We start from the raw sequence: 13,385 nt of genomic DNA, 5'->3' as shown, positions 1-13,385 counted from the left end.
GCCTCAGCGTGGCGGCTCCCCGGCAGGCTCGCCGCCTTGTGCCAGCGGTGCGCGCGTCGACAGGGCCTGCGCCAGGTCGACCAGCTTGATGAACTCGCCGCGGTAGCCAAAGCGGTCGGCGCCGCGCGCGCCGAGCGCCAGGGTGCGCGCGTCGGCGTAGGTCCAGCCGTTGACATGATTGCCGCCACGCAGTATCTGGCCGAAGCCGGCTACCGCCGCGGCGAAGCGCATGGCGTCGTCGGCCTGCGCCAGCGGCCGCACCGCGCTGTCCTGCACGGCCAGGTCGATCAGCTCGCTGGCTTGCGCCTGCGGCAGCTTGTAGCGCAGCTTGATGTGGGCCAGCTCGCCAGCGGCGCCCTTGCCTGGCTGGGCGGCGGGGCTCGCCGGCTGGTAGCGCAGCGGGTCGATCAGGCCGGGCTGGCCCGCCAGCGTCAGCTCATAGAGGGCTGTCACGGTGTGGCCGGCACCGATGTCGCCGGCGTCGACCTGGTCGTTGTTGAAATCCTCGCGCTTGAGCGCGCGGTTTTCATAGCCGATCAGGCGGTATTCCTTGACCGTGGCGGGGTTGAACTCGACCTGGATCTTGACGTCGCGCGCCACCGTCGCCAGCGTGGAGCTGAACTCCTCGGCCAGCACCTTCTGGCCTTCCATCAGGTTGTCGATGTACGAGTAGGCGCCGTCGCCCGCGTCGGCCAGTTGCTCCATCAGCTGGTCGTTGTAGTTGCCGGTGCCAAAGCCCAGCGTGGACAGCGAAACGCCGGACTTGCGCTTCTCCGCGACCAGGGCCTTGAGCTGGCGGAAGTCGGTGATGCCCACGTTGAAGTCGCCATCGGTGGCTAGCAGCACGCGGTTGATGCCGCCCGCGATAAAGCTCTGCTGCGCCGCCTGGTAGGCCAGCGCGATGCCGCTCGCGCCGGCGGTCGAGCCGCCCGCTACCAGCGAATCGATGGCCGACGAGATGGTAGCCTTGTCGCTGCCTGGCGTCGGCGGCAGCACCACGCGCGTGCCGCTGGCGTAGGTCACCAGCGTGATGCGGTCCTGCGCGCGCAGCGCGTTGGTCAGCAGCTTGAGCGAGGACTTTAGCAGCGGCAGCTTGTCGGGCGAATACATCGACCCCGACACATCGACCAGGAAGACCAGGTTGGCCGGCGGCAGGCTGTCGCGTGCCGCGTCGGCGGCCTTGATGCCGATGCGCAGCAGCACGTTGCGCGCTTGCCATGGCGCGGGCGCGGCGTCAGCGTGCACGGCAAAGGGGCGGCCATCGCGCGGCTGCGCGTAGTCGTACGGGAAGTAGTTGACCATTTCCTCCACGCGCACCGCGTCGGCCGGCGGCAGGCGGCCGGCATTGAGCAGGCGGCGCACATTGCTGTAGCTGCCGGTGTCGACGTCGATGCTGAAGGTGGAGACAGGCGCTTGCGCTACCTGCTGCACGCCGTTCTCGTCGATGGCGCCATAGCGCTCACGGTCTGGCCCAGGCTGCGGCTGCGGGTAGGGCATGGGGCGTGCCATCAGGGTCATGGGCGCCGCAGGCATGGCGCGCATGGCAGGCGCGCGTGCATTGGCCACGGCGCCGGCGACCGCCTCCTTGGCGGCAGATGCGGTGTCGCGGGCTTCTGCCGTCGGCACGGTGGCCACGGACTGCACGGGAGCGGCCGGGGCAACCGGCGCAACCGGGGGAGTTGCCACCGGCTGCGTGGCCGGTGGCGCGTTGTCGGCGCGCGCGGGCAAATCCGGCGGGGTAGGGGCAGTGGTGGAATGACCACCGCAAGCGGCCACCGCAAAGGCAATGGCCAAGGCTCCCAAGCGCTTAAGCATGTTCTTTTCTCCTGAAGGGCCGCGCCGGCGATGCCGGCGGCTGGGCGCTGTCAGTGAAACGAGGCAGCCTGGCGCAAGGGGTTAAGCGCGATCAAAAAAAGTCAGAACGTGCCAAGACCCGGCGCGGGTCAGTCGAGCCGGATGTCGGCCTGCTTCACCACGGTGGCCCAGCGCGCACGCTCGGCGCTGAAGAACTTGTTTGTCTCCGGCGGCGTCATGGTCACCACTTCCGCACCCTGGCCGGCGAGCTGCGCGCGCACGTCCGGCAAGCGGATGATGCGGATCAGTTCGCTGCTGATGCGTGCCACCAGCGCATCGGGCATGCCCGCGGGCGCCATCACGCCTTGCCAGGTTCCGGACTCGAAGCCTGGCACTCCTTGCTCGGCAATGGTCGGCACTTGCCCCACCAGCGGCATGCGCGTCTTCTTGGACACCGCGATCACCTTCAGCTTGCCGGCCTGCACCTGGGGCAGCGTCGCCAGCATGCCGTTCATCAGCACCTGGGCGGTGCCGCCCACGGTATCGGCCACCGCCTGCGCACCGCCTTTGTAAGGCACGTATTGCCACTTCGCGCCGGTAGCCTGCGCCACCGCCACGCCCGCCAGGTGCGGCGCGCTGCCGATGGCGGTCACGGCAAAGTTGAGCTGGGTGCGCTTGGACAGGTCCACCAGTTCCTTGAGGTTGCTGACCTGCACCGACGGATGGACCACCAGCAAATGCGGCGAGTACGCCAGCATGGAAACGCCCTTCAGGTCCTTGCCCGGATCGAACGTGAGTTTGGTGTAGACCGACGGGCTGATGGCCAGCGCGCCGACATCGCACAGCAGCAACGTGTGATTGTCGGTGCCGGCCTGCGCGACCATGGCGGCGCCGATATTGCCGTTGGCGCCCGGGCGGTTATCCACCACGATGGGTTGGCCGAGGGCTTCGCCGAGCTGGCGGCTGATCAGGCGGGCAATGATGTCGGAGGACCCGCCGGCGGGATAGGGCACAACCAGCCGGATCGGGCGGGTAGGCCAGTCGGCGGCTTGCGCCGGCGACGACAGCAGCGTGCCGGCCGCGCCGAGGCTGCCCAGCGTGGCGGTTGTGCCGAGGGTCGAGAGTTGGGTCAGGAAGGTGCGGCGGCTGGTTGCCATGGGCGTTGTCTCCGGCTTTGTTTTCTTTATGATTGTTGTATGTTGTCGTATATGTTGGATCATAGCCGGAAGTCCTGGGCGGGTCCAGGGCATTTTTTGGCGGGATTTCAGGCGTGAAGGATGGCGAGCCTGACGAGAGTCGCAGTGAGGTCGTTGCCGAAAACAGGCCTACACATCATCTGATACGATAACTTGCCCCGTAAAAAAACCTCTTCCCCGCGCTGGGGGAAGAGGTTTTCCGATGATCCCGGCGAAGCGCCAGATTGCCAGATTGTTATTGCTTTGCCTTCTTTGCGTACTCCCAGCCCATTTCCGCCATCGGCCGGGCGCGCTTTCCTGCATCCGCGGCCTGCGCGGAGGAAGCTGTCCCGTCCACCACGCGTTTCATGATCCCCTGCAGGATGCCGGCAATCCGGAACATGCTGAACGCCAGGTAGAAATTCCAGTCGCCGGTGATCGGCCGGCCGGTGCGTTGCTCGTAGGTGCGGCGGTACGTGGCCTCGTCAGGGATGCCAAGCCCGGCATGGTCCAGGCCAGCGATGCCGCGGAACTGTCCCGGGGCGATGTGCCAGCTCATGCAGTGGTAGCCGAAGTCGGCCATCGGGTGCCCCAGCGTGGACAGTTCCCAGTCGAGCACGGCCAGCACGCGCGGCTCGGTGGGGTGGAACATGAGGTTATCCAGCCGGTAGTCGCCATGCACGATGGACGTGAGATCGGCGTCTTCCTGCGGGATATGCTCGGGCAGCCAGGCCATCAGCGAGTCCATGGCCGGGATGCTCTCGGTCTCGGACAGCTTGTACTGCTTGGTCCAGCGCTCGATCTGGCGCGAGAAGTAGTTGCCCGGCTTGCCGTAGTCGCCCAGGCCGATGGCCTTGTAGTCGACGGTGTGCAGCGCGGAGATGACGCGGTTCATCTCGTCGTAGATGGCGGCGCGCTCGGCCGGCGTCATGTCGGGCAGCGACTGGTCCCACAGCACGCGGCCGGCGACGAATTCCATGATGTAGAAGGCGCGGCCGATCACGGCTTCGTCTTCGCACAGCGCGTACATCCTGGCCACCGGCACGTCGGTGCCGGCCAGCGCGGCCATCACGCGGTATTCGCGCTCGATGGCGTGGGCCGAAGGCAGCAGCTTGGACTTGGGGCCCGGCTTGGCGCGCATCACGTAGGTCTGGCTAGGTGTGATCAGCTTGAAGGTGGGGTTGGACTGGCCGCCTTTGAACTGCTCGATGGAGAGCGGGCCGGCAAAGCCGGCAACATGCTCGCGCATCCAGGCTTCCAGCGCGGCCAGGTCAAAGCGTTGCTGCTCGGCTACCTCGCGGGTGCCTTCGAAATTCGAAACGTTGGTGCTCATGCTGTCTCCGTGTTTTCGGTATGTTCCGGGTTTTCCGAGATTCGATTACGTCTGTCTTGTCCGTCTTGTCCGTCTTGTCTGTTTTATCTTTATCTCTGTGCGGCGTGGCTAGCTGGCCGGCCCGCGCAGGTCGCGAAAGCGCAGGTATTGATGCAGCAACACTTCCATGGTGGTGTGGCGCGAACCGCTGTGCACGGGCGTGGGCGGCGAGTAATTCATCATGCGCACCACCCAGTCCAGCGGATCGTCGCCCACGTCGAGCACATTGATGCAGCCGGCGGTTTGCATCAGGCTGCCGTAGAACACGCGGCGCCCGCAGGTGATGGCGTGGGAAAGGATGGCGCGGTTGGTGCCGCCATGCAGGACCAGCAGGGCGGTGTCCCAGTTCGGGTCGTCGCGCAGGCGGCGCAGCGCGGGCAGCACGCGGTCGAGGAATTCGCCCACGCTCTCGCCATCGAGGAAGCGCTTGTCTTCGGGCACTTCGCCTTCAAAGGCGCCGATAAATGCGTCGCGCAGCTTGTCGTCGCTGATGCCTTGCAGCTTGCCGCCGCGGATTTCCTGCAGCTCGGGCCAGGTTTCCATCGCGGCGTCGGCCATGCCCGGCAACTCCGCCAGCACGCGCTCGGCGGTTTCCACCGTGCGCGGCAGCCCGCTGACGATGATGCGGTCAAAGCCAATGTTCTCGGCGGCAAAGGCTCGGCCAGCCGCGCTGGCCTGTTCGCGCCCGGTCTCGTTGAGCGGCACCAGTTCGGGCAGCGCAGGGCGCCCGGTTTCGTCGAAGTAGGTTACCGCGCCATGGCGCATCAGGTAGACGCGGCGGCGGGGCGAGGGCGGCAATTCCATGCAAGTCTCCGGTGCTTTTGCTTCTGTGCCCGTCTGCGCGGGCATCGTTGGCGTGGCATTGCGAGGCCGGGTGCGCGCATTGGCGAACCCGGCGGGCAGGGCGGCTCAGCGGTAGTTCGGCTTGCGCTTTTCCAGGAAGGCGCCGATGCCTTCGCCGCCATCCTTGTGATGCAGCGCGGCCACGAAGTTGTCGCGTTCTTCCGCCAGGTGTTCGGTCAGGCTGGCGGTGGCGGCGTGGTTGATCAGGCCCTTGATGCGGCCCATGGCGTGCGGCGAGCGCGTGGCCAGCGATTCGCCCAGGCGCAGCGCTTCGGTCAGCGCCTGGCCGGGCGGCACCACGCGGTTGACCAGCCCGAAATGCGCCAGGCGCGCGGCATCCACGGGCTTGCCTTCCATGATCAGTTCGCAGGCGAGCTGCCGGGGCAGGGCGCGGGCCAGCTCGTACGAGCCGCCGCCGTCAGGCGTCAGGCCAACGTTGACGTAGGCCATCACGAACTTGGCGTCGCTGGCGGCCACCACGAAATCGCAGGCGAGCACCAGCGAGAAGCCGGCGCCCGCGGCGGGGCCTTCCACGGCGGCGATGATCGGCTTGGGGAAGGCGTGCAGCGTTTCGATCCAGTGGTTCAGGACTTCGATGCTCTCGGCTTGCACCTCACGCGGCTTGGCGCGGTTGCCGAGCAGGCGGTTGAGGTTGCCGCCGGCGCAGAACACGCCATCGGCGCCGGTGATCACCACCGCGCGGATTTCGTCGTCGCGCGAGGCCAGCTCAAGCGCTTCCTGCGAGGCCGCGTAGATGTCCGGATGCAGCGCGTTGCGTGCCTCGGGGTTCGAGATGGTCAGCACCAGGGTGGTGTCGACGCGTTCGGATAGCAGCTGTGCGGTCATGGCGGCCTGTGCGGATGCGCGAATGCAACGATGCAACGCGGTGTCGGATACGAAACGACCGCAGGCCAGAAACAAGCCTGCGGTCGCGGTTCTTACTGCTCTTCGGCCAGCAGCGACAGGCCGAGCCCGGCGCGGCGCCACAGCCACGGGCTGGGGCGGTAGCGCATGTCGCCGGTCAGGCGTTCCAGGTTGCGCAGCACGGTCAGCACCAGGTGCGGGCCGATCACGTCGCCCAGCGCCAGCGGGCCCTTGGGGTAGCCCAGGCCGAGGTTGACGGCGAGGTCGATGTCCACCGGCGTGGCAATGCGCTGCTGCGCGATGTCGCTGGCGATGTTCACGATGCAGCTGATGATGCGCTGGGCCACGAAGCCGGCCGAGTCGCGGATCACGGTCACGGGCACGCCGTCGCTGCCAAACACGCCGTGTGCGGCCTCGCGCATGGCGGCTGACGTGGCTGGCGTGGTCATCAGCGTGCGGCGCTTGGTGGCCTCGAACGGCAGCAGCGTGTCGATGGCGACCACTCGGGTGGGGTCCAGGCCCTCATGCAGGGCGCAGGTGGTGGCGTCCAGCCCCAGCGGCGTGACCACGATCAGGGCGTCGTCCGAGGGCCGGTTGCCGGCTTCGGGCGTGATGCCCAGCGAGAGCAGCAGCTTGACGGCCATGCCGTGGCCGCGTTCGTCGTTAAGGCTGACCCAGACGCTGGCCGGGCGCGCGGTGGGCACGGCGGCGGTGGCGGGCAGCTGCTTCTGGCCGTCGGCGTAGCGGTAGAAACCGGCGCCGGCCTTGCGGCCGATCAGGCCGCCCACCGAGCGGATCGCCGTGATGGGCGACGGCCGGTAGCGCGGTTCCTGGTAGAACTGGTTGTAGATGGACTCCATCACCGGGTGCGACACGTCCAGCCCGGTCAGGTCCATCAGCTCGAAGGGGCCCATGCGAAAACCCGCCTGCTCGCGCATGATGGCGTCGATGTCGGCGAACCCGGCCACGCCTTCCTGCGCGACCTTCAGGCCTTCGATGTTCATGCCGCGCCCGGCATGGTTGACGATAAAGCCGGGCATGTCCTTGCAGCGCACCGGAGTATGGCCCAGGCGGCGCGACAGCGCCATCAGCGCGTCACCCACGGCGGGGTCGCCGGACAGGCCGTCGATCACCTCGACCACCTTCATCAGCGGCACCGGATTGAAGAAGTGGTAGCCGGCGATGCGGCCAGGTTGCTTGGCGCCCACCGCGATCGCGGTGATCGACAGCGACGACGTGTTGGAGGCAATCACGGCATCCGCACGCAGGATGGCTTCGAGCTTGGCCACCAGGTCACGCTTGACTTCGAGCTTCTCGACGATGGCCTCGAGCACCATGTCGCAGCCGGCCAGGTCTTCCAGCGCATTGCAGGGCAGCACGCGGGCCAGCGCGGCGGCGCCGTCCTCGGCGCTCATCTTGCCTTTTTCGGTCAGCTTGGCGAACGTATCCTGCAGGTATTGCCGGGCGGCTGCCACGGCTTGCGGGTTGGTGTCGTACAGGCTGACGGTCAGCCCGGCCTGCGCGGCGATCTGGGCAATGCCCCGGCCCATGGCACCGGTGCCGACGATGCCTAGCGAGTCAATGGTGAAAGTGCTCATAGTGCGTCCAGAAAAGTGTGGTTAAATTAGCACGATCGTACGTTTTTTGCATCATCCGCGACAGTGGGGCGATGCAGGCGGCGTGCGCTGATCGGCCAACGCGGACCGCCAGAGTCTGTCATGGCACACAATGCCTGCTTGCCTGTCTGTGGGCAGGGTACCTTAGCCCCTGATTTCATCGCGATCCACCCGGTGGGTTGCCAATCACGCCATAACGAGGAGAGAGACGACATGCTGAAACTCTGTGGTTTTGCCGCCAGCAACTACTACAACAAGGTCAAGCTGGCCTTGCTGGAAAAGAACCTGCCGTTCGAGGAGGAGCTGGCCTGGATCGGCAAGACCGATCTCGAAGCCACCCCCCTGGGCAAGGTGCCCTACATGATCACCGATCACGGCCCGCTATGCGAGTCCGAAGTACTGGACGCCTACATCGAGGCGACCTACCCGCAAACGCCGCTGCTGCCCGCCAGCCCCTACGAGGCGGCCAAGGTGCGCGAGCTGGTGACCTTCCTGGAGCTGTACCTGGAGCTGACCGCGCGCGAGCTTTACCCTGAAGCGTTTTTCGGCGGCAAGGTCAGCGACGGCGTCAAGGAACGCCAGAAAAAGCTGCTGGAGCGCTATATCCCCGCCTTCGCCAAGCTGGCGAAGTTCTCGCCCTACCTGGCGGGCGACACCTTTACGCTGGCGGACTGCGCCGCGGTGGTGCACTTTCCGCTGATCTCGTCTTGCACCAAGATCATCTACGGTACGGACATGCTGGCCGACCTGCCGGTCAAGGAGTACCTCAAGCGCATGTCGGAGCGCCCGACGGTGCAAAAGGTGAATGAGGATCGCAAGGCGAATACCGAGCTGATGCTGAGCGGCCGGAAGTAAGCGAAGGGTTTGCACAAAGCAAAAAGAAAAGCGCCCGCGGCATGCCGCGGGCGTTTTTTTCGCTGGCCAAAGCGGTGCCTACAGCGCCTTCAACCGCGCCAGCGCCAGCGCCAGCGTCTCTTCCTTCTTGGCAAAACAGAACCGCACCACCCCAGACTCCCGCGGTTGCGAGTAAAACGCCGAAACCGGAATCGCCGCCACGCCGATCTCGCGCGTAAGCCACATCGAGAAGTCCGCCTCGCTCATGTCCGAGATGGCGGAGTAGTCCACGCACTGGAAGTAGGTGCCGTCCGACGGCAGCAGCTTGAAGCGCGTGCCGGCCAGCCCGGCGCGGAAGAAGTCGCGCTTGGCCTGGTAGAAGGCCGCCAGGTCCAGGTAGGGCGCCGGGTCCGCCATGTAGTCGGCCAGGCCATGCTGCACCGGGGTGTTCACCGTGAACACATTGAACTGGTGCACCTTGCGGAACTCGGCCGAGAGCGCGGCCGGCGCGGCCACATAGCCCACTTTCCAGCCAGTCACGTGGTAGGTCTTGCCGAAGCTCGATACCACGAAGCTGCGCCGTGCCAGCTCGGGGTGACGCGATACCGACTGGTGCGGCTGGCCGTCGAACACCATGTGCTCGTACACCTCGTCTGACAGCAGCAGGATGTCGGTGCCGGCCAGCAGTGCGGCCAGACGATCCATGTCGCCGGCGCGCCAGATGGTGCCGGTGGGGTTGTGCGGCGTGTTGATCAGCAGCATCCGCGTGCGCGGCGTGATCGCGGCGGCGAGGCGGTCAAAGGGGATGTGGAAGTGCGGCGCGTCAAGGGCCACCGACACGACCTTGCCACCGGCCATTTCGATCGCGGGGATGTAGCTGTCGTAGCAGGGTTCCAGCACGATCACTTCATCGCCCGGATGCACGGCGCACAGGATGGTGGTCAGGATGCCCTGGGTGGCGCCCGCGGTGACCGTGATCTCGCTGTCCCAGTCATAGGCATGGCCGTACAGCTTGCCGATCTTGCTGGCGATGGCCTGGCGCAGCTTGGGCACGCCCGCCATCGGCGGGTACTGGTTCAAGCCAGCGCGCATGGCGTGCGCGACGGCATCGACGATCTTCGGGTCGCAGTCGAAATCCGGGAAGCCCTGGCCGAGGTTGACGGCATTGCGCTCGGCGGCCAGCGCCGACATCACGGTAAAGATGGTGGTGCCGACCTTGGGCAGGCGCGAAGCCGGCGGCGTGAGGGGAGCAAGGGTGCCGGGCTGGGCGGAAAGGTTCGTGGGCATGGGAAGCTGCGTCAGGCTGGGCGGTCGGGATGGGCGGAAAACGATGCTGGCATTCTAGCGGGGATCGGCCGGCGCCTGTGCCGCGGCCTCCTCGCGCGCCGTCAGCCAGTTGGCGAAGGCCTGGGGCAGCAGGATATCCACGCCGCTCTGGCGGCGCAGGCGGCCTTTGAGCTTGAGCACGGCCTTGTCCTTGGAGACCAGGCAGGCGGCCTGGGCAAAGTGCGCCAGCTCGATGAACTTCTGGTCGTCGGTATCGCGGCAACGCGGCAGGCGGGCCGCCGCGATGTCGGCTTCTTCCGGGATGGCGATGAGGGCGGTCAGCCGGTCGACAGTGGCCATGGCGGCGGGAATATCGACACCAAAATGGGCAAATTGCGGATAAGCCAGCACTCGGCGCAACTCCTCGCGGCAATCGGCGCGGATCACCGCGGCAATGGCGCCGGTGTCCAGCGCGGCCCGGATCGGTTCGACGTGCGGATCCGCAAAGACCAGCAGGTCGACCCAGATGTTGGAGTCGAGCACGACCCGCGGTACCAGCGGGCCGGGGACAGGAATGGCCTGTGGGGACGGCGGGGAATTGAGGGGTACTGCGGTAGAGTCGGGGTGCATTCGTTACAATCTGGCCTTTGTGTTTGCCGCGATTTTGCCATGCTCATCGTCTTGTCCCCTGCCAAGTCGCTCGACTACGAGACGCCCCCGCGTCTGAAGACCCATACGCTGCCCCGTTTTATCGACCGTTCGGCGGTGTTGATCGAGCGGCTGCGCAAGCTCGCGCCGCAGGATATCGGGGCGCTGATGGACATCTCCGACAAGCTCGCGGTGCTCAACGCCACCCGCTACGGCGACTGGTCGCCGGAATTTACCGCGGCCAACAGCAAGCAGGCCGTGCTCGCCTTCAACGGCGATGTGTACGAGGGGTTCGACGCATCCAGCCTGTCGGACGATGACCTTGGCTTCGCGCAGAAGCATGTGCGCATCCTGTCCGGCCTGTACGGCGTGCTGCGCCCGCTCGACTGGATGCAGCCCTACCGCCTGGAGATGGGCACGCGCCTGGACAACGTGGCGGGCAAGGATCTCTATGCGTTCTGGGGCGATGACGTCACGCAGTTGCTCAACGATGACTTCAAGGCACAGAAGGCAGAAGGCAGTCCGGCCCTGGTCAACCTGGCCTCCGAGGAATACTTCAAGGTGGTGCGCCCCAAGGTGCTTGGCGCCAGGATCGTCACGCCGGTGTTCGAGGACTGGAAGGGCGGCCGCTACAAGATCATTTCCTTCCACGCCAAGCGGGCGCGCGGCTTCATGGCCCGCTACGCGGTGACGCATCGCATCACCGAGCCGGCCAAGCTCAAGCGTTTCGCCGAGCATGGCTACGCCTTTGATGCCGCGGCATCCGACGACGCCCGCTGGGTCTTCCGCCGCCGCCTGGAAGACTGACGCACGCTGCGCCGGCTACGCCCTATCGCCCCCGAACCCAGTGCCAGGGATGGCCTACAGGCATCCCGGCCCGAACCCTCCGAGACGCCACATCATGAGTTCAGCCCTGCATATTTCCGCCAGCTTCGATTCGGGCGCGATTGAAGTCGAATCGCTTGCGCAGGCGAGCGACATCCGCCTGCGCATCCGGGCCGACTCGCATGCAGAGTTCCGCCAGTGGTTCCATTTCCGGCTGCAGGGCGCGGCTGGCCAGGCATGCCGCCTGCAGTTCCTCAATGCCGGCGACTGCACCTACCCCGACGGCTGGCGCGGCTACCAGGCCGTGGCCTCCTATGACCGCGCGCAATGGTTCCGCGTGCCGACCAGCTTCGATGGCAGCACCATGACGGTGGCCTTCACGCCCGAGCACGACAGCGTGTGGCTGGCCTACTTCGAGCCGTACTCCGAGGACCGCCACCTGTCCCTGCTAGCCACTTGCCAGCGTTCGCCGCTGGCGCGGCTGTCACACCTGGGCAGCACGGTGGATGGCCGCGACATGACCGCGGTCACGGTCGGCACGCCTGGCGACGGCAAGAAGGCCATCTGGATGATCGCGCGCCAGCATCCCGGCGAATCCATGGCGGAATGGTTCTGCGAGGGCGTGCTGCAGCGCCTGACGGGCACTGGCATGTGGGCCGGCGACCCCGTGGCGCGCCGCCTGCTGGAGCGCGCCGTGTTCCATATCGTGCCGAACATGAACCCCGACGGCTCGGCGCGTGGCAACCTGCGCACCAATGCGGCTGGCGCCAACCTCAACCGCGAATGGATGGCCCCCAGCGAGCAGACCAGCCCGGAGGTGTATCACGTGCGCCGTGCCATCGAGGCCACCGGCTGCGACATGTTCTTCGACATCCATGGCGACGAGGGCCTGCCCTATAACTTCGTCGCGGGCAGCGAGATGCTGCCCGGCTTTACCGAGGTGCAGAAGGCCGAGCAACTGCGTTTCATCGACGCGTTCAAGCGCGCCACGCCGGACTTCCAGGATGTGCACGGCTACGCCGCCAGCAAGTACAACCAGGACGCGCTCAAACTGGCCTCGAAGTACATCGGCCATACCTTTGGCTGCCTGTCGCTGACGCTGGAGATGCCATTCAAGGACAATGCCGACCAGCCCGATCCGGCGGTGGGCTGGAATGGCGCGCGCAGCGCCCTGCTGGGCGCTGCGATGCTGCAGGCGGTGCTGGCGCAACTGGGCTGAGGGCGCGATCTGGCACCTGGCCGCCACTCAGGTGGCCAGGTGCCGGGCGGCTCCATGCGCAGGGCTGGCAGCGCCTGGGCAGCACTCAGTGTGTCTTCTTGGTAGTCGACTTGCTGGTGGTCTTGGCGCTGCTGCTCTTCGCGGTCGATTTGCTGCTGCCCGACCTGGAAGAGGACGCGGTTGCCTTCGCGGACTTGCCCGAGCTGGACTTGCTTGCCTTGCTGCCCTTGCTGCCCTTGCCGCTGGTGGCTTGGCGCGTGCTGCTGCTGCGTACGGCGGGCGCGGCTGCCGGCTCGCTGATGACGGTGCCGCTGCCATCGAGCAATTCATAGGCCAGCATCATGCCGTCGGCATAGCCGCAGCGTACCTTGACCGGTTCCCACTGGGCTTCGGCGCGGCGCTTGTGGGCGGTCGCGGAAAATGTCACCACCGAGCTGACCGGCACCGCTTGCTTGCCTTGCGAGAAGCGGCCGTCCCATGGCTCGACGGTAGCCTGGCCGGCGCCGAGCGCGCCGGTGGGGATCTTCAAGGCGTCGTAGGTGGCCGAGCGGGGCACGACCCAGCTGGCGTGCGCGGCGCAATCGGCCACATCTGCGCTGGCGTTCTCGGTTTGCATCAGTTGCTCGCGCATCTGCGCACGGTACTCGGCCAGGCTCACGCGGCCTTGCGCGGGCAGGGTCACTGTCTTGGTGGGCGGTGCGGCGGTGGCGGGCGGGGTCGGCGCGGGGCGGGTGGATGCGGAGTTGGCAGCGGCTGCCGGGGTGGCGATGCTGGAGGACATCACGGCGTCGCGATCATTGAGCGGGGTATCGGCGCAGCCCACCAGGGCGATCGCACCTGCCACTGCAGCAGCGAGCGCACACAGCCGGCTGCTGAGGAGGTCAGAGATTCGTCGGATCACGGGATCGTCTTGCTTTGGAGCGTAAGGG

At 66.6% G+C, this 13,385-nt stretch carries 12 protein-coding genes; 3 read left to right on the top strand and 9 right to left on the bottom strand.

All coding sequences use genetic code 11. The features are described from left to right. Positions 1-3: 3 nt before the first annotated feature. The 6 genes from AC1RQK_RS04610 to AC1RQK_RS04585 form a co-directional block, all read right to left on the bottom strand. On the bottom strand, positions 4-1,815 hold the full coding sequence (locus AC1RQK_RS04610; RefSeq protein ID WP_492807826.1) for a vWA domain-containing protein: 1,812 nt from the start codon (positions 1,813-1,815) through the stop codon (positions 4-6). Positions 1,816-1,943: 128 nt separating this feature from the next. Then, positions 1,944-2,951: a Bug family tripartite tricarboxylate transporter substrate binding protein gene (locus AC1RQK_RS04605; protein WP_492376481.1), complete on the bottom strand. Its 1,008-nt coding sequence runs from the start codon at positions 2,949-2,951 to the stop codon at positions 1,944-1,946. 274 nt (positions 2,952-3,225) lie between these two features. Then, complete coding sequence (locus tag AC1RQK_RS04600) at positions 3,226-4,302, bottom strand: phosphotransferase (RefSeq protein ID WP_253932718.1); 1,077 nt, start codon at positions 4,300-4,302, stop codon at positions 3,226-3,228. A 108-nt stretch (positions 4,303-4,410) separates the two neighbouring features. After that, on the bottom strand, positions 4,411-5,145 hold the full coding sequence (locus tag AC1RQK_RS04595) for a histidine phosphatase family protein (protein WP_492807824.1): 735 nt from the start codon (positions 5,143-5,145) through the stop codon (positions 4,411-4,413). Between the two features lie 105 nt (positions 5,146-5,250). Further along, on the bottom strand, positions 5,251-6,030 hold the full coding sequence (locus AC1RQK_RS04590; protein ID WP_492376479.1) for an oxepin-CoA hydrolase, alternative type: 780 nt from the start codon (positions 6,028-6,030) through the stop codon (positions 5,251-5,253). 92 nt (positions 6,031-6,122) lie between these two features. Further along, entirely contained in the window at positions 6,123-7,646 is a 1,524-nt protein-coding gene (locus AC1RQK_RS04585) for a 3-hydroxyacyl-CoA dehydrogenase (RefSeq protein ID WP_492807822.1), read from the bottom strand. A 231-nt stretch (positions 7,647-7,877) separates the two neighbouring features. On the opposite strand from AC1RQK_RS04585, the gene AC1RQK_RS04580 reads away from it, so the two are divergent. Beyond that, positions 7,878-8,519, top strand: coding sequence for a glutathione S-transferase (locus tag AC1RQK_RS04580; protein WP_174422877.1), 642 nt, complete (start codon positions 7,878-7,880; stop codon positions 8,517-8,519). Between the two features lie 78 nt (positions 8,520-8,597). Here AC1RQK_RS04580 and AC1RQK_RS04575 read toward each other — a convergent pair whose 3' ends face one another. Further along, positions 8,598-9,785, bottom strand: a complete 1,188-nt coding sequence (locus AC1RQK_RS04575) for a pyridoxal phosphate-dependent aminotransferase (RefSeq protein ID WP_492807820.1) — start codon at positions 9,783-9,785, stop codon at positions 8,598-8,600. Positions 9,786-9,839: 54 nt separating this feature from the next. Next, entirely contained in the window at positions 9,840-10,394 is a 555-nt protein-coding gene (locus AC1RQK_RS04570) for a putative toxin-antitoxin system toxin component, PIN family (RefSeq protein WP_492376475.1), read from the bottom strand. A 39-nt stretch (positions 10,395-10,433) separates the two neighbouring features. Here AC1RQK_RS04570 and yaaA point away from each other — a divergent pair, with 39 nt between their 5' ends. Then, complete coding sequence (gene yaaA, locus AC1RQK_RS04565; RefSeq protein WP_253932713.1) at positions 10,434-11,219, top strand: peroxide stress protein YaaA; 786 nt, start codon at positions 10,434-10,436, stop codon at positions 11,217-11,219. A gap of 94 nt (positions 11,220-11,313) precedes the next feature. After that, entirely contained in the window at positions 11,314-12,456 is a 1,143-nt protein-coding gene (locus tag AC1RQK_RS04560) for a M14 family metallopeptidase (RefSeq protein ID WP_492376473.1), read from the top strand. Between the two features lie 85 nt (positions 12,457-12,541). On the opposite strand, the gene AC1RQK_RS04555 is transcribed toward AC1RQK_RS04560, so the two are convergent. Next, positions 12,542-13,357: a BspC domain-containing protein gene (locus AC1RQK_RS04555; RefSeq protein ID WP_492807818.1), complete on the bottom strand. Its 816-nt coding sequence runs from the start codon at positions 13,355-13,357 to the stop codon at positions 12,542-12,544. Between the last annotated feature and the right edge of the window lie 28 nt (positions 13,358-13,385).

Source organism: Cupriavidus sp. GW822-FHT02D05 (genome assembly GCF_058802485.1).
The sequence above is the reverse complement of the archived record's forward strand: the minus strand, read 5'-3'. Positions and strand labels throughout refer to the sequence as shown.

Bases quoted from the DNA above. Each gene is read 5' to 3' on its own strand.
- AC1RQK_RS04585 (WP_492807822.1), bottom strand. From the start codon at position 7,646: ATGAGCACTTTCACCATTGACTCGCTAGGCATCGTCGGCACCGGTGCC.
- AC1RQK_RS04575 (WP_492807820.1), bottom strand. From the start codon at position 9,785: ATGCCCACGAACCTTTCCGCCCAGCCCGGCACCCTTGCTCCCCTCACG.
- AC1RQK_RS04600 (WP_253932718.1), bottom strand. From the start codon at position 4,302: ATGAGCACCAACGTTTCGAATTTCGAAGGCACCCGCGAGGTAGCCGAG.
- AC1RQK_RS04595 (WP_492807824.1), bottom strand. From the start codon at position 5,145: ATGGAATTGCCGCCCTCGCCCCGCCGCCGCGTCTACCTGATGCGCCAT.
- AC1RQK_RS04590 (WP_492376479.1), bottom strand. From the start codon at position 6,030: ATGACCGCACAGCTGCTATCCGAACGCGTCGACACCACCCTGGTGCTG.
- AC1RQK_RS04560 (WP_492376473.1), top strand. From the start codon at position 11,314: ATGAGTTCAGCCCTGCATATTTCCGCCAGCTTCGATTCGGGCGCGATT.
- AC1RQK_RS04570 (WP_492376475.1), bottom strand. From the start codon at position 10,394: ATGCACCCCGACTCTACCGCAGTACCCCTCAATTCCCCGCCGTCCCCA.
- AC1RQK_RS04605 (WP_492376481.1), bottom strand. From the start codon at position 2,951: ATGGCAACCAGCCGCCGCACCTTCCTGACCCAACTCTCGACCCTCGGC.
- AC1RQK_RS04610 (WP_492807826.1), bottom strand. From the start codon at position 1,815: ATGCTTAAGCGCTTGGGAGCCTTGGCCATTGCCTTTGCGGTGGCCGCT.
- AC1RQK_RS04580 (WP_174422877.1), top strand. From the start codon at position 7,878: ATGCTGAAACTCTGTGGTTTTGCCGCCAGCAACTACTACAACAAGGTC.
- yaaA (WP_253932713.1), top strand. From the start codon at position 10,434: ATGCTCATCGTCTTGTCCCCTGCCAAGTCGCTCGACTACGAGACGCCC.